The 18333-nt window shown below is 43.4% G+C and carries 18 protein-coding genes; 12 read left to right on the top strand and 6 right to left on the bottom strand.

The annotated features are described in order from the left end of the window. A partial coding sequence (locus BP27_RS0103690; RefSeq protein WP_027850396.1) for a helix-turn-helix domain-containing protein occupies positions 1-243 on the bottom strand: 243 nt, incomplete at its 3' end. An 82-nt stretch (positions 244-325) separates the two neighbouring features. On the opposite strand from BP27_RS0103690, the gene BP27_RS0103695 reads away from it, so the two are divergent. After that, a complete protein-coding gene (locus BP27_RS0103695) occupies positions 326-778 on the top strand; it encodes a universal stress protein (protein ID WP_036239334.1) in 453 nt (150 codons plus the stop codon). A gap of 72 nt (positions 779-850) precedes the next feature. After that, complete coding sequence (gene tusA, locus BP27_RS0103700; RefSeq protein ID WP_027850398.1) at positions 851-1093, top strand: sulfurtransferase TusA; 243 nt, start codon at positions 851-853, stop codon at positions 1091-1093. Between the two features lie 16 nt (positions 1094-1109). Here the strand turns inward: tusA and BP27_RS15115 are convergent, their stop codons facing one another. Continuing rightward, complete coding sequence (locus tag BP27_RS15115; protein WP_051610257.1) at positions 1110-2345, bottom strand: EAL and HDOD domain-containing protein; 1236 nt, start codon at positions 2343-2345, stop codon at positions 1110-1112. A 300-nt stretch (positions 2346-2645) separates the two neighbouring features. Here BP27_RS15115 and BP27_RS0103710 point away from each other — a divergent pair, with 300 nt between their 5' ends. Next, positions 2646-3812: an HD-GYP domain-containing protein gene (locus BP27_RS0103710; protein ID WP_027850399.1), complete on the top strand. Its 1167-nt coding sequence runs from the start codon at positions 2646-2648 to the stop codon at positions 3810-3812. Positions 3813-3901: 89 nt separating this feature from the next. On the opposite strand, the gene rpsA is transcribed toward BP27_RS0103710, so the two are convergent. From rpsA to BP27_RS0103725, 3 genes are all read right to left on the bottom strand, one after another. Further along, positions 3902-5569 carry a 30S ribosomal protein S1 gene (rpsA, locus tag BP27_RS0103715; RefSeq protein ID WP_027850400.1) on the bottom strand — a complete coding sequence of 556 codons (1668 nt, stop codon included), beginning with the start codon at positions 5567-5569 and terminating at the stop codon, positions 3902-3904. Positions 5570-5782: 213 nt separating this feature from the next. Beyond that, positions 5783-6478 carry a (d)CMP kinase gene (gene cmk, locus BP27_RS0103720; RefSeq protein WP_027850401.1) on the bottom strand — a complete coding sequence of 232 codons (696 nt, stop codon included), beginning with the start codon at positions 6476-6478 and terminating at the stop codon, positions 5783-5785. An 87-nt stretch (positions 6479-6565) separates the two neighbouring features. Further along, positions 6566-6979, bottom strand: a complete 414-nt coding sequence (locus BP27_RS0103725) for an acyl-CoA thioesterase (RefSeq protein WP_027850402.1) — start codon at positions 6977-6979, stop codon at positions 6566-6568. A 164-nt stretch (positions 6980-7143) separates the two neighbouring features. On the opposite strand from BP27_RS0103725, the gene BP27_RS0103730 reads away from it, so the two are divergent. The 9 genes from BP27_RS0103730 (at position 7144) to BP27_RS15120 (ending at position 17147) form a co-directional block, all read left to right on the top strand. Continuing rightward, complete coding sequence (locus BP27_RS0103730) at positions 7144-8682, top strand: TrkH family potassium uptake protein (RefSeq protein WP_084324497.1); 1539 nt, start codon at positions 7144-7146, stop codon at positions 8680-8682. Positions 8683-8693: 11 nt separating this feature from the next. Beyond that, positions 8694-10070 carry a Trk system potassium transporter TrkA gene (gene trkA, locus BP27_RS0103735; RefSeq protein ID WP_027850404.1) on the top strand — a complete coding sequence of 459 codons (1377 nt, stop codon included), beginning with the start codon at positions 8694-8696 and terminating at the stop codon, positions 10068-10070. A 107-nt stretch (positions 10071-10177) separates the two neighbouring features. Further along, positions 10178-10567 carry a response regulator transcription factor gene (locus BP27_RS0103740; RefSeq protein ID WP_027850405.1) on the top strand — a complete coding sequence of 130 codons (390 nt, stop codon included), beginning with the start codon at positions 10178-10180 and terminating at the stop codon, positions 10565-10567. Between the two features lie 2 nt (positions 10568-10569). Beyond that, on the top strand, positions 10570-12606 hold the full coding sequence (locus BP27_RS0103745) for a 3'-5' exonuclease (protein ID WP_027850406.1): 2037 nt from the start codon (positions 10570-10572) through the stop codon (positions 12604-12606). 52 nt (positions 12607-12658) lie between these two features. Beyond that, positions 12659-12856, top strand: a complete 198-nt coding sequence (locus BP27_RS0103750; RefSeq protein ID WP_027850407.1) for a hypothetical protein — start codon at positions 12659-12661, stop codon at positions 12854-12856. Next, positions 12846-15575, top strand: coding sequence for a sensor histidine kinase (locus tag BP27_RS0103755; RefSeq protein WP_027850408.1), 2730 nt, complete (start codon positions 12846-12848; stop codon positions 15573-15575). The genes BP27_RS0103750 and BP27_RS0103755 overlap by 11 nt, the downstream gene beginning before the upstream one ends. Before the next feature lie 69 nt (positions 15576-15644). Further along, a complete protein-coding gene (locus tag BP27_RS0103760; RefSeq protein WP_027850409.1) occupies positions 15645-16019 on the top strand; it encodes a hypothetical protein in 375 nt (124 codons plus the stop codon). A 36-nt stretch (positions 16020-16055) separates the two neighbouring features. Further along, complete coding sequence (locus BP27_RS0103765) at positions 16056-16658, top strand: SCO family protein (RefSeq protein ID WP_036239336.1); 603 nt, start codon at positions 16056-16058, stop codon at positions 16656-16658. Positions 16659-16667: 9 nt separating this feature from the next. Beyond that, a complete protein-coding gene (locus BP27_RS15120) occupies positions 16668-17147 on the top strand; it encodes a copper chaperone PCu(A)C (RefSeq protein ID WP_036239338.1) in 480 nt (159 codons plus the stop codon). Here BP27_RS15120 and BP27_RS0103775 read toward each other — a convergent pair. Continuing rightward, on the bottom strand, positions 17144-18277 hold the full coding sequence (locus tag BP27_RS0103775; protein ID WP_027850411.1) for a DUF294 nucleotidyltransferase-like domain-containing protein: 1134 nt from the start codon (positions 18275-18277) through the stop codon (positions 17144-17146). The two genes, BP27_RS15120 and BP27_RS0103775, sit on opposite strands and share 4 nt — an antisense overlap. Positions 18278-18333: the final 56 nt, after the last annotated feature.

The following is an 18333-nucleotide window of genomic DNA, read 5'->3' on the forward strand; positions in this document are numbered from 1 at the left end:
AACAACACCCCAAATAGGCTCAATAAAGCGTTTTTTTGAGCGTTGTTTGATCCTTTCTTCGGTAAATTCGTGAGCCTGTTTAGGCCGATATCCACGTTTGCCTGTATTACGTTTAAGCTCTCGACTAATGGTTGATTTGTGAACACCAAGCGTTTTAGCGATCTCAGTTTGGGTTAAATTGTTATCAAGCAGGGCAGATATTTGGTATCGTTGCTCTCTGGTGAGCTGTGTGTAGTGTCTCATGTTTGCTTCTCATTCTTGGTCGATTGAAAAGCATAAGATGCTACAGCAGCTTGCCATCCAATCCTAGTTTAATGAGTTGCACTTGAGAGTTGAATCCAGGTACCAAAACATCTTAGTCGCTATTGATCTATCTGAAGATTCACGCAAAGTATTAATGCGCGCCAAAGAAATTGCTGCACGTAACCAAGACGCAAAACTATCTGTTGTTCATACGCTAGAACCTTTAGGCTTTGCTTATGGCGGCGACATCCCTATGGATTTAACCAGCATACAAGACCAACTAGACTCCCATGCTCGTACCCGCTTAAAAGAGCTGCTAGATGATATTGATATTCCTGAAGAAAACCAGCATGTGTTGGTAGGTATGCCAGACACAGAAACACATCGGTTAGCCAACGAAAAAGATATTGATCTAATTGTTGTAGGTAGCAATGGTCGCCATGGCTTCCAACTACTTCTAGGCTCAGTTTCTACCGGTGTTTTACACGGCGCACCCTGTGATGTTCTTGCCGTTAGAGTTGGCAAAAAAAGTTAAGTCAACTGAAATACTGGTTAACAGTTTAACACCTGCGGCTCATTTGTAGCCGCAGTTTTTTTGGAAAGGTTTATGAATAAAGCAGTAGTTGAGCATCAGCACTTATTAGATACTTCGGGGCTTTACTGCCCAGAACCTATAATGCTGCTGCACAAAAAATTGGATGAGATGTTAACAGGAGAGGTCTTGCTATTAATTGCTACTGACCCAGCTACAACCAGAGACGTACCTAAATTTTGTCAATTTTTGAAACATAATTTAGTCGATCAACAAGAGGATCAGCAGCACTACCGCTATTGGCTTAAAAAAGCCTAGTAAGTTAATAAATGGTTTAGTATTCAACCTCACCCATAACTTCATTTGTCCATTTCTGGCTTTCTAACCAAGCTTTATTTAACCTAGTGACCAACTCTGGAGACTTACCATTTAACTGAGCATGCTCGAAGGCTATCACTAGATTGAGCAGCTTACCTAAGCGGCCCTCACGCAGTAAAATTGCATTTTTTATTTCTTGCGACAAAGGCAACTGCTCCATTAGCTCTGACATTTCCATTGCCATGAGCAAATCCATCATCGACATTAAACCTAACATAAACGCAGATCGGGGATTAATATCACTGGTTTCGCTAGCTATAATTTGACACATTTCTGCACGTGTTAAGGCTTGAGGCAAAAGTAAACGACTGGCAGGTCCATTATTAGCCAACATAACCGTAGTAACTATACTGCGAACCCTATCTAAGCCAAGTGTGTTCAAAGCTTGGTGGATGGTAGTAATTTCATTTCTACGGCGAAAAGCAGCTGAGTTAACGTATTTAAGCAGCATAAAAGTTAACTGAGGGTCTTGTGCAATGTAGTTTTCTAATAGCTCATAGTCAGGCTCTTCAGTTTGCAGTTCTGAAAGAATACGTATTTGTGCGCCATGGTTATTAGCTCGGCCTTTGCGTGAAGTTTCTTTATGCACTTCAGGGCGAGCATAAAAATAACCCTGAAACATTTCAAAACCCATTTGTTTGTAATGGTTAAAGCTCTCTAAGTCTTCAACTTTTTCAGCTAAGAGGCGGATACCACGACTTTTGTATTCGGCGATATCTTCTTCAAGAACAGGCTCAAAAAGATCTACCTTGATAATGGTTGCTACATCTAATAAAGGGCGGGTTTCATCATTAAGAATAAAGTCATCGAGCGCTACATCGTAACCTAGTTTACGCACCTTCTTTAAGGCTTCTACAATTTCAGGTTCACCAGTGACGCTTTCTAACACTTCAACAACCACTTGATCCGGGTGGGGCGGCAGTAATTCCGGCTTAAGAATCCACTCTTTTGGCGCATTAAAGAATAGTTTACGATTACCTATGAGGTTCTCTATGCCGTTTTCTAAAAAAGTAGCATTAATAACCCTCGCGGTCGCCATAAGGTCATCATCAACCTGTGCAAAGGTTGCTGTTGCACTAGAACGATAAAGCAGCTCATCTGCAACATGCCTCATTTCTGCATCACATATAGGTTGTAATGCAATGCAGTAATTTTCTTCAGCTACAGATTCAACATCCTTTGTTTCGCTCATTTTATTAGCCCACCCGCTTGTAGTTACCGAAATTACAAAACAAACAATTGTTTTAAGTCAAAATAAGACGCTGCTTAATTAATGTTTTCTAGTATATAAAAAATAACTCCAATAATCCATAACATCATTTAACACAAAGTTGCATAAAGAAGCTTACCAAATACACCTTTATGCCTCTATCTTCATTAAAATATAAATACTACAAGAACAAACACGGATCAAGGAAAAAAATACACCTTCAATGTAGGTTAGGCGCTATTCTAGCTAGTAGCTTGTATTTTTTTATTGAGAACGACATAAATGCTTGAAAAAATTCGCCCAAGTGAATTAACCGTTGGCAAGAAAACAACACTAGATATTTATACTAGAGGCGGACGCTTGCTCCTTTCTCGTGGAGCAATGATAAGTAACGAACAACAAATAGAAATTCTTATGCAGCGGGGCTTGGTAAAAAGAGATCCTAATGACCGAGTTGATTACAGCAGTGAATTTAAACCTTTTCGTTACTCCAACAATGTTAATCCTTTTTTAGAAATTATCGAACTAGAAGACCAGTTAGGAAAAGCTTTTAGCCATATTAAAAGTGGCAATTCTGCTGCTCCTGAATTGTTTTTTAGAGATATACGCAATATATGCAGCCAACTACTCGGTTTAGCTGAAAGATCACCTGAAGCCTTGTTAGGTACTGTTCATTGGCCGCGTGAAGAAAAAAGCAATTATAGCCTTCACCATCCTATTCAATGCGCGATTTTAATTGCAGTGGTAGCCACCAGATTAAAAATTCATGGTGAGCAACTGTTTAGCATTCTAGCCGCCGCCTTAACAGCTAACCTTGGCATGCTAACCATTCAAGACAGGTTAAATAAACAAAAAACGCCTTTAACAGAAGATCAAATTCAGGCGGTACGCACTCATCCAGACAAATCAGTTGTGATGCTTGAGTCTATGGGCATTCGTGACCCTATGTGGATTAGAGCAGTTTTACACCACCACGAACGCTTAGATGGCAGTGGCTATCCTCAGGGCCTTAAAGGTGAAGCCATCTGTAATGAAGCCAAGCTAGTTGCTTTAGCCGATATTTATATTGCCCTTATAGGTAGGCGTGAATACCGCCAGGCCTTACCTGTTAAATTTGCCTTAAAAAAAATATTCAGTGAACGGGGCACCTTAGTTGGCCCAGCATTAACTAAGTTGTTTTTAAATCAAATAGGTATTTACCCACCTGGCACAGCAGTCAAGCTTCAAAATGGTGATACTGCAGTGGTCACGCAACGAGGTGAAAATATCTCTCAACCCATCTGTGCGGGCATTCGTGCTATAAGTGGTCAGGTGTATATGCACCCCCCACCTCGCGATACACGTCTACCTGAATATGAAATAGTTGAAGTATTATCTAGCGATATTCTAAAGTCTCTGCAACCCTTTCTTTTTTGGGGTGTGCATGTGCGCAAGGCCGTTGAGCTTTAAAATAACAATTAAAAAAACGCTTAAAAAAGACCAAAAAAATCCCCGCCTAGGCGGGGATTTTGGTTACTAAGCTTAATTATAAATAAGTCTTAGTTGTTTTCCATTTTTTGCTTGATTAGGTCACCGATAGTGGTTGGACCTGCAAGCTCAGCCTGGGCTTCGCGCTGAGTGGCAACGGCCTGTTCAGCTTCAACCTTATCTTTGGCTTTAATAGACAAGCTAATCACACGGTTCTTACGATCAACGTTGATAATACGTGCTTCAACTTCGTCGCCTTCTTTTAGAGCGTTACGTGCATCTTCTACACGCTCTGCGCTAATTTCAGAAGCTTTTAGAACAGCTTGAACTTCATCTGTTAGGTCAACAACGGCTTCTTTAGCTTCTACAGCAGAAACCTTACCTTTAACGATAGAGCCTTTATCGTTTAGTGCTAGGAACTCATTGAAAGGATCACTTTCAAGTTGCTTAACACCTAGAGAGATACGCTCACGCTCTGGGTCAATCGAAAGAATGATGGTTTCAACTTCTTCACCTTTCTTGAACTTGCGAACTGCTTCTTCGCCAGTGTCGTTCCAAGAAATATCAGACAAGTGAACTAGACCGTCGATACCACCATTTAAGCCAACAAAGATACCAAAGTCAGTGATTGACTTGATAGCGCCAGAAACTTTGTCGCCTTTGTTGTATTTGCTTGAGAACTCTTCCCAAGGATTAGGACGGCACTGTTTGATACCTAGAGAAATACGACGACGCTCTTCATCGATATCTAGAATCATGACTTCTACTTCGTCACCTAGGTTTACAACCTGCTTAGGATTAACGTTTTTGTTAGTCCAGTCCATTTCAGACACGTGTACTAAACCTTCAACGCCTTCTTCTAGCTCAGCAAAGCAACCGTAATCAGTTAGGTTAGTAATGCGTGCTTTAATGATAGAAGACTCGGGGTAACGTGCTTTAATTTGAATCCATGGATCTTCACCTAGCTGCTTAAGACCTAGGGATACACGGTTACGCTCACGGTCAAACTTAAGTACTTTAACGTTAATTTCATCGCCAACAGCAACAATCTCAGAAGGATGCTTAATGCGTTTCCAAGCCATGTCGGTGATGTGTAGTAGACCGTCTACGCCACCCAAGTCAACGAAGGCACCGTAGTCTGTAAGGTTCTTAACAATACCCTTAACTTCTTGGCCTTCGGCTAGGTTAGCTAGCAGCTCTTCACGCTCTGCAGAGTTTTCTGCTTCTAGTACGGCACGACGTGAAACAACTACGTTGTTACGCTTAGCGTCTAGCTTGATTACTTTGAAATCTAGTTCTTTGTTTTCAAGGTGTGCTGTGTCACGTACAGGACGCACATCAACTAATGAACCAGGTAGGAAGGCACGGATGGTATTGATTTCAACTGTAAAGCCACCCTTGACCTTGCCATTGATAATACCCTTGACGATTTCGCTCTTCTCGAAAGCTTCTTCTAGCTCAATCCAAGATTCAGCACGACGTGCTTTCTCACGGGATAGACGGGTTTCACCAAAACCGTCTTCTACAGTTTCTAGTGCAACCAATACTTGTGAGCCAACGGTTAGATCTTCAGTGCTTTCAAACTGATTACGGTGGATAACACCTTCCGACTTTAAGCCAGCATTAACGGTAACCCAGTCACCATCAACATCAACAATAGTGGCTTTAATGATAGAGCCCACTTCCATATTGACTGTTTGCAAGCTTTCTTCAAAGAGTTCGGCAAAGGATTGTGTCATGTATTATTTACTCGATTTTAAATGTCTTTAATGCGGCGAAATTGCCGCCCTCCACGCCACTAGCAAACGCGGGCCTGATTATTTTTATGTAGGAGTGTTAACGCTAGTTAAGCTTGGCAGAACTTTCAAAAGTGGATTCTGACAAACTATGACACCTACCCTACACAACCTCCATACTACTTAGACTACTAGAGCCACCTTAAGCGGAGGGGCTTAAGACACCAAGCCTCGGCTTTTAGCCTCAGCAAGAATTTGTTCGACAACCTGATCGATACTTAACAGCGTACTATCTAGCTGCAAGGCGTCTTCAGCAGGTTTTAGCGGTGCAGTTGAGCGACTCATATCCCGCTCATCCCGCTCTAAAATGTCATTTTTTAGGTCGCATAGTTTAGCAGCCACACCTTTAGACCGCAACTGCTCTAATCTGCGTCTAGCTCGCTCATCGGCACTAGCGGTTAAGTATATTTTCAAAGGTGCATTAGGGAAGACTACGGTACCCATATCGCGCCCATCACAGATAAGGCCAGGTAGGTCTGCAAAGTCTCTTTGTCTAGACAAAAGCGCTTCACGCACACCATTTAAAGCAGCCACTTGCGAGGCTAGCCCACCAACACGCTCTGTGCGCAGTTCATGGCTAACATTCTCACCTTCTAACATCACTTGTACTAAGTCATCTTTGCCGGTAAGAAACTGCACATCTAAATGCTCTGCTAAAACACTCAGCGCCTGTTCATTATCTAAGGCCACACCATGGTGCTCGGCAGCTAAACCGACTAGGCGATAAAGCGCTCCTGAATCTAAAAGATGCCAGCCAAGTGCTTGTGCAAGGCGCATGCTTACCGTGCCTTTGCCTGCGCCGCCTGGCCCATCAAGTGTAATGACGGGTGCATTGCTTGTTGAGGAATTCATTAATTTACTCCCAAGTAACTCAGTAGCAGGCTTACTTACCGCTACTTTTTAGTGGGAGCTATTATACGCCCTAAGGTTACAATTGCATTACTCAGGTTTTTTTTGCCAAGCTTGTAATAACTTTAACAACTCACCTTCAAAAGGCACTGCTTTTTGTGCTTTTTGATCTGTCACCACAAAGGTTACATCCGCATCTGCAATGAGTGTATCAGTGCCTTTTAGTTGTATTTTCTGTTGAATAAGCGCACTTTTATTACCGACTTTGGTAAGTTCGGTTAGCACTTCTAACTCTTCATTCATAAATGCACCCCGGCGAAAATTAATATTAATATTCACCACCGCCATGCCTAAGCCAGACTTCATCAGCTCTTCTATGCCCGGTTGCTGCTCAAGAAAGTTCCAGCGTCCTTCTTCTAAAAACTCTAAATAACGCGCATTGTTTACATGGCTGTATAAATCTAAGTGATAACCACGAACTTTTATTGGGGTACGTGTTTGCATTTTTTACTCCTAACAAGTTAATTTGCTCAGCAGTTTAGGCTTTTTAGACCAACTTTCAAACATGCGTTTATTTTTTTAGGATAAATTGCTCAGGAGTGACTGGTCACTTTGCTGCACTAGCGTTATCCTTGCAGGCTTAAACCAAGTGTCTTTCAAGGACTCGTATGCTGCCTGCTTCAAGAGCTAACTTCGCACAAAAAGTTAGCCGTTCTAAACGTCGCCAAGAGATATCTATATTACGACAGGGGTTTGAGTGGATAGCACCACTCATTAAACTCTTAGGTCTGCTTCTTATCTTACTGGGTAGCTTCAAGCTTGCTCCAACACTACTTTTGGCTTTTCAAGGTGAAGGAGTTGAAACTAAAACCTTCTTCTACTCTATGCTGGTTACACTGGTTAGCGGCGGAGCCATGGTATTTATTGGTTCGCTTGCTCCCTTCCATTTACGTGGCAGGCAAATCTTTTTATTAACTAGCCTTAGTTGGATTATCCTTAGCTTATTCTCTGCTTTACCCTTTATTTTTGGCCCTACTCAACTGCCTTTAGCCGATGCTATTTTCGAAAGCGTTTCTGGATTAACAACAACGGGAGCAACCATTCTTAGCGGCTTAGATGCAACCTCTCAAGGTATTTTGTTGTGGCGAGCCATTTTGCAGTGGCTAGGCGGTATAGGCATTATTGTTCTGGGCATGGCTATTCTGCCCTTTTTGCAGGTTGGGGGTATGCGTCTCTTCCAATCTGAATCGTCTGACTGGTCTGAAAAAGCTCTACCCCGCTCGGGCACCTTGGCTAAGGCCATAGGCAAGGTTTACGTGGGCTTAACTACACTATGTATTCTTAGTTACTGGATAGCGGGCATGGAACCTTTTGATGCCCTTGTTCATGGTATGACCACCTCAGCAACGGGTGGCTTTTCTAATTATGATGCATCAATGGGACAATTTGCAGCAACTAGCAGTATTCTGTGGATAGGTGTTGTTTTTATGTTTCTTGGCTCTTTACCTTTTGTGCTTTTTGTACACATGATTCAAGGTAACCCCTTACCTATTTTTAAAGACAGTCAGGTCAGAGCCCTAGCCAAAATATTATTAAGCGCTGTGTTAATTATGTCCCTCTACCTTGCCACACAATTAGATTGGGATTGGTCTAAAGCGATTACTCAAGCCAGCTTTAATGTTGTTTCTATAGTCAGCACCACAGGATTTTCTTCAACTGACTATAATGGCTGGGGTAACTTTGCAGTGCTGTTCTTTTTATACATTATGTTTATCGGTGGCTGCTCAGGTTCAACCAGTGGGGGTTTTAAGGTGTTTCGTCACCAGCTCTCTTTGGTGTTAATGCGCAACCAAATGATGACTCTACTTCACCCACGCGGCGTTTTTTCACAAAACTACAATGGTCGCCCTGTTCCTGATGACGTCATTCGCTCTATGGTGGCTTTTGCTTTTTTCTTTTTTGCAACCATAGGCACCTTGGCTTTAGCCCTTTCTTTTATGGGGCTAGATTTTATTACTAGCTTTACTTCTGCAGTCACTGCGGTTGCTAATATCGGTCCAGGACTGGGTAACACCGTTGGCCCAGCAGGTAATTTCTCCAGCTTGCCAGATTTAGGTAAATGGCTTATGAGCTTTGGCATGATTCTAGGCCGACTAGAAATTGTGACCTTTATGATTCTCTTCACTCGTGCCTTCTGGCGCACTTAAGGAGCTTAACCGTGAAAATAATTATTCTAGGTGCAGGTCAAGTAGGCGGTAGCCTTGCAGAAAACTTGGCGGGTGAGGAAAACGATATTACTGTTGTAGATAGCGACTCCAGTCGTCTGCGTGACTTACAAAACAAACTCGAAATTCGCATCATTCAAGGTAAGGCTTCTTACCCTGCTGTTTTACGCCAAGCCGGTTGTGAAGATGCCGATATGCTGATTGCAGTCACTAGCTCTGATGAAGTGAACATGGTGGCTTGCCAGGTTGCTCACTCGTTATTTAACACGCCCACTAAAATAGCTCGGGTTCGCTCTGCTGCTTACCTGTCACGCAAAGGCATGTTTAACCCCGGCAAGGGCTTTGATATTGATGTGCTTATTAGCCCAGAGCAAATAGTCACTAACCATATTCGCCGTTTAATTGAATACCCAGGCGCTTTACAGGTATTAGACTTTGCCGGTGGCCTTGTTCAGCTAGTTGCTGTAAAAGCCCACTATGGCGGCCCGCTTATTGGTCAAGAGCTATCAACACTGCGCAAGCACATTCCCAATATCCATACCCGTGTCGCTGCTATTTATCGCCAAAACCAAGCGTTAATCCCTAAAGGCGACACCCTAGTACAGGTGGATGATGAAGTGTTTTTCATTGCTGCGCGTAAAGATATTCGTGCTGTTATGAGCGAAATGCGCAAAATCGACCATAGTTATAAACGGATTGTAATTGCAGGCGGCGGCAATATTGGTGAGCGCCTCGCAGAAAGCCTTGAACATGAATACCAAGTAAAATTAATTGAATACAACCCTCAGCGCTGTATTGATTTAGCCGAAAGACTTGAAAGAACTGTAGTTTTAAATGGCTCTGCAACAGACAAAAGCCTACTACAAGAAGAAAGCATTGATGATGTCGATATTTTTTGTGCCGTCACCAACGACGATGAAGTCAATATTATGTCTTCTATGCTGGCTAAGCGTATGGGCGCAGGCAAGGTCATGACGCTTATTAACAATGCTGCTTATGTAGACTTAGTTCAAGGTGGAGAAGTAGACATTGCCTTCTCACCACAACAAGCGACCATAGGTAGCCTGCTAACCCATGTCAGGCGTGGCCAGGTTAAAAACGTGCATTCTTTACGTCGTGGTGTTGCAGAAGCCATAGAAGCCGTTGCAGTAGGCGATGAAAAAAGCTCAAAGATTGTCGGGCGCAGCATTGAAGCCATCGTTTTACCTGAAGGCGTTACTATAGGTGCGCTAGTAAGGGATAAAGAAGTTATGATTGCTCACCCAAAACTGGTTATTCAAGCAGGCGATCAGGTTATTCTCTTTTTAGTCGACAAACGCAAGGTGCGCGAAGTTGAAAAGCTATTCACTGTTGGTATTACCTTTATTTAGAGACTCAAGGCTTAGTTGCGTAAGTAGGTAGCTACACCTTAGTAGACTTGCCGTAAAGTTTTAAACCTCTAGACTCAGATAAGGTATATTTTCCTAGGGGATAGCTTATGGCTAAAGTTTTGGTAGTAGACGACGAACCCAACATTGTATTGTCATTAGAGTTTTTAATGCAGCAAGCAGGTTTTGATGTAACCACTGCACTTGATGGTGAGTCAGCCATGGCATTGGTGACTGAAAACCCACCCGATCTAGTACTGCTTGATATTAGTTTACCTGGTATCAGTGGCTTCGAAGTGCTCGAACAACTGCGCAGCCAAGAAAGCTTTAAGCGCCTTCCTATCGTTATGCTGACCGCACATGGGCGCGAGGTTGAGCGTGAAAAAGGCTTAGCTTTAGGTGCTGATGACTATATCACCAAACCTTTTTCAACCCGCCAACTGGTTGAAAAAGTTCAAGCCCTGCTTAACGAAAGCTCCCAAGGTTTACAGGAAGACTAATCATGCCAGCACGCCATAAGCTATTAAGCCTTTGGTTACTGCTCAGCGGTGTGACCTTTTTTGCTGGCTTACTTTGTGCTGCTTGGCTAGATAGCCAAATTCAACCCACGGGTAATCTGCGCCTTATTATTTGGGGTGTTTCCCTAGCTAGTGGCCTACTTATTTTTTTACTGGGCTTTGTTTTAGAAGCCCGTTTGATGCGTCCTTTACGTCATTTGCAAGTACAGGTAGCCCGCATGGCTGCTAATCCAGATGCCCAAGACGACTACCCCCCCGAAGGCTGGTTAGAAACACTACAGCCTGACCTTAATCAATTACGCCAAGGCTGGCGTCAAGACCGAGCCCTATTAGCTGATGCACGCATTCAAGGGGCTAAAGATGCGGCACGTATTCGCCAAGAGCTAGAAGCTTTATTGCAAGTTTTAAAACTCCCCTTATTGCTGTGCGACCAGCATCAACGTCTACTTTTATTTAACCCTGCTGCAGAAAAACTTTTTGCAGAAAACCCTGCTTTAGGCTTAGGCCGTAGACTAGAAGAACTTTTGCCAGCACCCAGCTTAATCGATGCTCTGCAAAACTTGCCTAAAGATGGTAGTCCACGTCAACTTCTACTCCCCCATCGTAACCGTTGGTTTTTATGTGATTTACGCCGTGTTGTGGCTAGCCAGGGGGAAGCACTACTGATGCTGGAAGATACCACCGAGCGCCAGCAATCTGATATGCGTTGGCGTAAACCTCTTTCAACCCTCTTACCTGCCTTACGTGGACATGCTGCTAATCTTGCTACTGCTGGCGAACTATTAAGTAATGGTGGTACTACAGCAGAGCTAAACCAGCGTTTACAGCTAGCCATGCAGGAAGACAGCCAAGCCCTAAGTGGTTTAATTAGTGAATTAGCCCAACTTTTAGAAGCACTCCACCTAGATCAAGGCCAGCTAACCGATACCTGGTCGAATGACTTATGGCAGGCCTTAACCCCTAGCCTGTCTCAGCAAGAAATTAGTCTAACCCCAATTGGCATTCCCCTATGGGTAAGAGCCGACACACCTAGCTTGCTAGGCTTATTACAGAAGGTTATTCAGCTTTTACAGCAAGTGACGAATAAAAAAGACTTTGAAGCTGAAATACAACTGGGCAATAACCGCGTTTACCTAGACCTTATTTGGCAAGGCCAGCCACTGCATTTAAAGCAACTAAAAGAATGGAGTGAGTTACCTCTAGCCAACGAGGAAATATCGCCCAAGTTAGGTGATATTTTACGCCGTCATTCTAGTGACTGGTGGAGCTTGGCTGACTTAGATCAAAATTTTGCTCGCTTACGCATGCCCTTGCCTGCTGCTACTCGCGTTTACCCGCCCCTACCAACCATTGAGGCGCGTCCAGAATTTCATGACTTTAGTATTGCCGATTTGCCGCCACCTACCAATGAACTGGGCCAACTGGCTCTTAATCAATTAGAGCTGGTGGTTTTTGATACAGAAACCACTGGCCTAGAACTGCGTAAAGGCGACAAAATAATAAGCATTGGGGCTTGCCGTATTATAAATGGCCGCCTGCTTGCTCAAGAAGTGTTCGATCAAAAAGTCAATCCTGGTCGCGCTATTCCACCGGCTAGCACAAAAATTCATGGCCTTGTTGATGCCGATGTTGAAAAAAGCCCACCGATTAGTGTTGTACTACCGCGCTTTCGTGAATTTGTAGGCAATGGTGTGTTAGTTGCTCATAACGCTGCCTTTGATTTACTGGCAGTCACTTTAGAAGGAGCTGAAGCTGGCATAGAGTTCACCATGCCAGTGCTGGATACTTTGCTTTTATCCCGCGGCCTAGATGAAAACTTAGAAGGTCATGGTTTAGATGCGCTAGCTAAACGCTTTCAACTCACCTTTCCACCCAATACCCGCCACACTGCACTAGGTGATGCTCGCGTTACTGCAGAGCTATTACTTACTTTATTATCACGCCTAGAGGCCAGAGGCATTACTACCCTAGAAGCAGCTTTAGAGTTACAAAACACGGTTATGCATAATAAAAAAAGCTAACAAACGATTATAACGACTCACCCTATAACGACTCACCAAAGGAGGCACGGCTATGAAAGGCTCACCTACCCGCTCTAGGCTGGTCGGCTTAACGCTTTTAGCCCTAGTGCTTTTTTTACCGCCCATTTTATTACTCTTCGATAGACCTGGCAGCTTAGGCTTGTCTATTTTGCCTGTTTACGTTTTTAGCGCTTGGCTGGTTATTATTCTGCTAGCAGCATGGGTTCTGGAGCGTAAAGATGAGAACTGAATGGGTTTCGCTTGCGGTCGGTTTTAGCTATTTAGGTATTTTATTTTTAATCGCAGCCTGGGGTGATAAGCGCTCTATCCAAGGGCGCTCGATTATTAACTCCCCCTTAGTTTATGCCCTCTCTATTGCCGTTTACTGTACTGCCTGGACTTTCTACGGCAGCGTGGGCCGTGCTGCAGAAACTGGTTTAAGTTTTTTATTGGTGTATTTAGGCCCAACACTGGCCATGCTATTAGGCTGGTTTATGATCCGTAAAATGATTCGGATTTCACGCGCCCAAAAAATCACTTCCATTGCCGACTTTATCAGCGCCCGTTACGGTAAAAGTACCCGCTTAGGTGTGCTGGTTACGCTTATTGCTGTTATTGGCGTTATGCCTTACATAGCCTTGCAGCTTAAAGCCATTACCATCAGCCATGCTTTATTAACCGGTTATCCACTTGAACCCACCCAAGCCTTGGCCACTAAAGCCTTTTTGTTCGACAAATCCTTTTGGGTAGCAATTGTTCTAGCGGTTTTTATTATTCTTTTTGGAACACGCCACTTAGATGCCAGTGAACGCCATGAGGGCATGGTGGCTGCTATTGCTTTTGAGTCCATTGTTAAGCTTTTAGCCTTTTTAGCTGCGGGTATTTTTGTTGTTTTTTGGTTGTATCAAGGCCCGATGGATTTATTTGAGCAGGCAGCCAGCCGAACAGACTTAGTAGGCACCTTAGGGTTAGATGCAGTGCCAGGGGGCGCAGTTGGCTGGGTGGGCACTTTAATTCTTTCGACTCTAGCCTTTATAACGCTTCCACGACAGTTCCAAGTTTTAGTGATAGAAAATGTTGATGAGCGCCACGTTAAACGTGCAGGCTGGATTTTTCCTCTCTACTTATTTGCTATCAATATCATGGTTATTCCCATCGCTCTGGCTGGGTTATTGATGGGCGATGGTTCACCTGATGACTATGTTTTAACTTTACCTTTAGCAGCGGGTTTAGATGCCTTACCACTGTTTGTATTTATTGGTGGTTTATCAGCGGCTACAGGTATGGTGATAGTCGAAACCATTGCGCTTTCTACTATGGTCAGTAACCACTTGGTCATGCCGGTATTGTTACGTTGGAAATGGTTGCACCTAGATCCTGCACTAAACTTAAGTGGCTGGCTCTTGGGTATTCGCCGTGTTGCTATTTTACTTATTCTTTTACTTGGCTACCTCTACCATGCACTCATTGGTGAATCTTACACCCTAGTTACCACAGGCTTGGTGTCTTTTGCGGCAGCCAGCCAGTTTGCGCCAGCTTTATTGCTCGGCTTATATTGGCGAGGTGGCAATGCTAAAGGCACAGCTGCAGGTTTAGTCGGTGGTTTTATTGTTTGGGGTTACACCCTGCTTTTACCTGGCTTTGCGCTGTCTGGCTGGTTAGATTCTTCTCTCATTAATCAAGGCCCTTGGGGTATTGCTTGGCTAAAGCCCTATGCATTATTTGGTTTAGAAGGCTGGGATATTTATGCTCATGCATTATTTTGGAGCCTGCTAGTTAATATAGGCTTGTTGGTGGGTGTATCACTTTTTTCACGCCAATCCAATTTAGAACAAACCCAAGCTGCTTTATTTACCGAGGCCTTACGACCCGATGTGATGCAAACCCCCCTTTGGCTTGGGCAAACCACCAAAGGTGAGCTGTATCAGCTAGCTAATCGTTACCTTGGCAAGGTCGCCACCTTAAAAATATTTACCCAGTTAGGTAGCACCGAGTCACCCAGTGCGGCAGATGACACGCCCGCTTCACCCACACTAATAGCACACACTGAAAAAGCCTTAACCGGTGCTTTAGGCAGTGCTTCGGCTAGGGTGTTAATCAACTCTGTGGTTAGAGGTGAAGCTCTAGATATTGAAGCTGTACTGAGTATCTTAGACACCACCTCTCAAGCGTTAGAGTACAATAAGCGCCTTGAACAAAAATCGACGGAATTAGCACAGATTGGTGAGGAATTACGCGGTGCCAACGTAAGACTGCGCGAACTAGACAAACTAAAAGATGAGTTTGTGGCCATGGTTAGCCATGAACTCCGCACTCCACTTACCTCTATTCGAGCTTTTGCAGAAATACTCAGAGATAGCCCAGAAGTATCACCTGAACAGAAAAGTCACTTTTTAGATGTAATTGTTAAAGAAAGTGAGCGCTTATCTCGCTTAATAGAAGAAATTTTAGACCTAGCCCGTTTAGAGTCTGGGCGAATGCGTTTAGACCTTAAACCAGTTAACCTTAGTGAACTCGCTAAAGACTCTGCCGATGCCATTACTCAGTTATATGATGACCGCCAAGTAGCGTTAAAGCTTTTATTGCCCGCTGAAGAAGCTTGGGTTAAGGCAGATCCAGATAGATTGCAACAGGTCGTCATAAACTTGTTAGATAATGCCAGCAAATTTACTTCTCCTGAAGACGCTAGGGTGGTTATGACAATTAGCTCTAAAACCAACCGCTGGCTTTTAGCTGTAGAAGATAATGGTACCGGCATAGTCACTGAAGAACGTGATAAGGTATTTGAAAAATTCCACCAGATTCAGCAGCATAAAGATGCCAGCGGCTCAAGACCCAAGGGCTCTGGTTTAGGCTTACCTATTAGCCGAGGTATTATTACTCATCACCAAGGGTTGTTATATGCGGAGGCAGGGCAAGTTCTAAAAGGTGCAAGGTTTGTTATTGAGTTGCCAACAATACAGCCCTAGCAGCACACAAATTTTTAAAATTAGCTTTTTGTTGATATATTGTCCTGCAAACACTTTGAAGGTTAGAGCATGCTTATAAAACGTCCATTGTTTAATACCCTAATGCTATTGTTAGCATTATTGGTTATTACACAGCGGGTTATTACGCCTTTTTTAGTGGCACCTATTCAAGTTCATGCCAATGGCTATATAGAAGTTTGTGCTTGGCACGGTGGTTTTGAAAAACGCTTAATTGCCACTGATACCGAGCTTAGTGAGTCTCTACAACCTTTCAACTATTGTCCTGCTTGCCTACCCGCTCTGGCTACATCTAGCCTAGCCGACCTAGATTATTTAAGCTATTTACCAATAGAGTCTTTGCTGTTCACTTCAGTTCCTAACCCCCTTCACCAACACCCTAACCTTTTTACTGCTTCTCCTAGAGCGCCGCCCTTAATTAGCTAAAAATATAAAATTATTTATCGCTAAATAGGAAAATACATGAAAGTTAATCGTTCACTGCTGTACTTAGGTGCATTGCTGTTATTAAGCCTTGCTTTTTTTCAAATAAAAGGTGGCTTAGACCAGCCTAACCCTTCTGCTACCAGTGGAAAGCCAACCGGTGCACCTTTCACCCTAACTAGCCATCAAGGTGAGGTTTCGTTAAGTGACTTTGAGGGACAGTTAGCACTCATTTATTTTGGCTACACCTGGTGCCCAGATATCTGCCCTACCTCTATGCTGTTTTTAGCTAAGGCAGTTAATTCACTTCCTGACGATTTGTGTGATCAATTACAGCCTATTTTTATTTCTGTGGATCCAAAAAGGGATAGCCCAGAAAGGCTAGCTGATTATGTCGATTTTTTTGAAGCAGGCATTTTAGGTTTAACTGGAGAAGAGGACTATCTAGCCAAGCTTGCCAAGCAGTATGGGGCTTTTTATCGTTATGTCGAAATTGACTCTGCTATGGGCTATGCCGTTGATCATACTTCAGATTTTTACCTAGTAAACTCAAGTGGCAAACTGCTAGCAACCTTACCTCACTCAATTAGTGGTGAAGAACTACAGGCAGTCTTAATTCAAGCCCTAGAAAACCAACTTTAAGGAATTATTATGCAAATTTTACGTTTATTAATTACTGTATCTATCTTTGCTAGCTGTTCTGCTTTAGCAATGGACATTCAAGTTCACCATGCTCACGTTCGTGCTGTGCCACCGACTGCAGCAGTAACAGCAGCCTTTATGGAAATTCATAACACAGGTGATAAAAGTCGTGCCCTCGTTAGCGCAAATAGTGCAGTGGCAGATGCGGTTGAACTACATACCCATACTAAGGTCGAGGGTGTTATGCAGATGCGTCAGGTTGAACAAATAGACCTACCTGCTGATAGCATCACTCTTTTACAGCCAGGTGGATTACACATCATGCTAATCGGCTTAAAAAAGCCGCTTAAAGTAGACGATAAGGTGTTGGTTAGCTTAAAACTAGATGATGGCAGCCTGATAGAGCTCAACCTACCTGTTCGCAAGCTAGAGCCTTCTAGCCACATGAAGGGTCGCATGAAAGGTCATATAAAAGGACACCATCACTAATCAGTAAACTTCTTGCGTAGTTGACGCACAAAACTTTTTATTAATTTAAGGTCGATCCTTAACAGTTGCTTTTGTCTTTCAGTTAACTGTTGAAGATCGACCCAACTATCTGCCAAGCGCCCAGAGTCTAAGCTTTCAAGTTGAGCGGTTAATAAAATCTCTTGCAGATGATTCAAAGCTTGAGTTAAATCTTCAGCTTCTTCAGGTGATAAAACCTGCCTGGTCACTAAAGCAACAAGTCGTTCCCTCGTACCGACGGCTCTTACACCCTGCATAATTGAAAGCAACCTAACACTAGACTGTAAGGGTAGTAAGCCTTGCTGCTTAAGGTTTAAAGCGTGGGTGTGTGGTGCATCTTTACCGCTGGCTTGCAAACGATCAAAGCTATCTAAGGCAACAGGAATATCATCTAATAAACTACCCATGATATTTAAAAAGCCTTGTGCTTTAGGTAATAGCTGGCTGAGCTCTTCTTGAAGTTTTTTAGCTAACTCTGCATTACCGTACACAGGGTTAAAGTCTAAAAAGATATTAGACAACTGCACTTTTTTAACACTACGTCCAGCTGTCCATAAGCGCATCTGTTCCATCCATTCACTGGCTGGCTTGCGCCATAAAGGCCAACGCGCCATAACATGCCCCTTGCATAAAGGAATGCCTGCAACATCTAAGCGCTGGGTAAACTCCTCACTCAAATGCTGCATCCAAGTATCTATTTCTAAATAACGCGTAACAGGAAAATCTTCGATAATCATGGCGTTATCTTGGTCTGGTCGTAACAGGCTCTCATGGCGTGCGGCCGATCCTAACTGCAAAATACAAAAATCGACCGGTGGCTCACCCCAACCATTGGCCTGCATTTCTGCAAGGCTTTTAGTAATGGTTTCTTTATAGAGCCAATCATTATGATCACTTATCAGTTGGCTAATACGCCAGGCAGGGATGTCCATTTGTTGCAAGGCTTTTACAAAAGCTAGTTGCCAAGGTTTAATTTCCTGTGCATCTAACTGTTCAGGAAAGTCAGCAAAAACTTCTTGCAAGGGTGCTAACAAAATAGAAGGATTAATCTGTAACCTTTGCGGGTTATCCAATAATCGCCGCCAGGGTGAGGAACGGGTTAAAATTTGCATAACAACTCCTTGTGTTTATTAAGCCAGCAGCTAGCATCAAGTGCTTTTTAGTTATT

It is taken from the genome of Marinospirillum insulare DSM 21763 (assembly GCF_000686905.1).
Classification (GTDB): Bacteria; Pseudomonadota; Gammaproteobacteria; order Pseudomonadales; family Halomonadaceae; genus Marinospirillum; species Marinospirillum insulare.

Excerpts from the sequence above, each read along its gene's own strand:
- tusA (WP_027850398.1), top strand. The coding sequence starts at position 851 with ATGAATAAAGCAGTAGTTGAGCATCAGCACTTATTAGATACTTCGGGG.
- BP27_RS15115 (WP_051610257.1), bottom strand. The coding sequence starts at position 2,345 with ATGAGCGAAACAAAGGATGTTGAATCTGTAGCTGAAGAAAATTACTGC.
- BP27_RS0103710 (WP_027850399.1), top strand. The coding sequence starts at position 2,646 with ATGCTTGAAAAAATTCGCCCAAGTGAATTAACCGTTGGCAAGAAAACA.
- rpsA (WP_027850400.1), bottom strand. The coding sequence starts at position 5,569 with ATGACACAATCCTTTGCCGAACTCTTTGAAGAAAGCTTGCAAACAGTC.
- cmk (WP_027850401.1), bottom strand. The coding sequence starts at position 6,478 with ATGAATTCCTCAACAAGCAATGCACCCGTCATTACACTTGATGGGCCA.
- BP27_RS0103725 (WP_027850402.1), bottom strand. The coding sequence starts at position 6,979 with ATGCAAACACGTACCCCAATAAAAGTTCGTGGTTATCACTTAGATTTA.
- BP27_RS0103730 (WP_084324497.1), top strand. The coding sequence starts at position 7,144 with ATGCTGCCTGCTTCAAGAGCTAACTTCGCACAAAAAGTTAGCCGTTCT.
- BP27_RS0103740 (WP_027850405.1), top strand. The coding sequence starts at position 10,178 with ATGGCTAAAGTTTTGGTAGTAGACGACGAACCCAACATTGTATTGTCA.
- BP27_RS0103745 (WP_027850406.1), top strand. The coding sequence starts at position 10,570 with ATGCCAGCACGCCATAAGCTATTAAGCCTTTGGTTACTGCTCAGCGGT.
- BP27_RS0103750 (WP_027850407.1), top strand. The coding sequence starts at position 12,659 with ATGAAAGGCTCACCTACCCGCTCTAGGCTGGTCGGCTTAACGCTTTTA.
- BP27_RS0103755 (WP_027850408.1), top strand. The coding sequence starts at position 12,846 with ATGAGAACTGAATGGGTTTCGCTTGCGGTCGGTTTTAGCTATTTAGGT.
- BP27_RS0103760 (WP_027850409.1), top strand. The coding sequence starts at position 15,645 with ATGCTTATAAAACGTCCATTGTTTAATACCCTAATGCTATTGTTAGCA.
- BP27_RS0103765 (WP_036239336.1), top strand. The coding sequence starts at position 16,056 with ATGAAAGTTAATCGTTCACTGCTGTACTTAGGTGCATTGCTGTTATTA.
- BP27_RS15120 (WP_036239338.1), top strand. The coding sequence starts at position 16,668 with ATGCAAATTTTACGTTTATTAATTACTGTATCTATCTTTGCTAGCTGT.
- BP27_RS0103775 (WP_027850411.1), bottom strand. The coding sequence starts at position 18,277 with ATGCAAATTTTAACCCGTTCCTCACCCTGGCGGCGATTATTGGATAAC.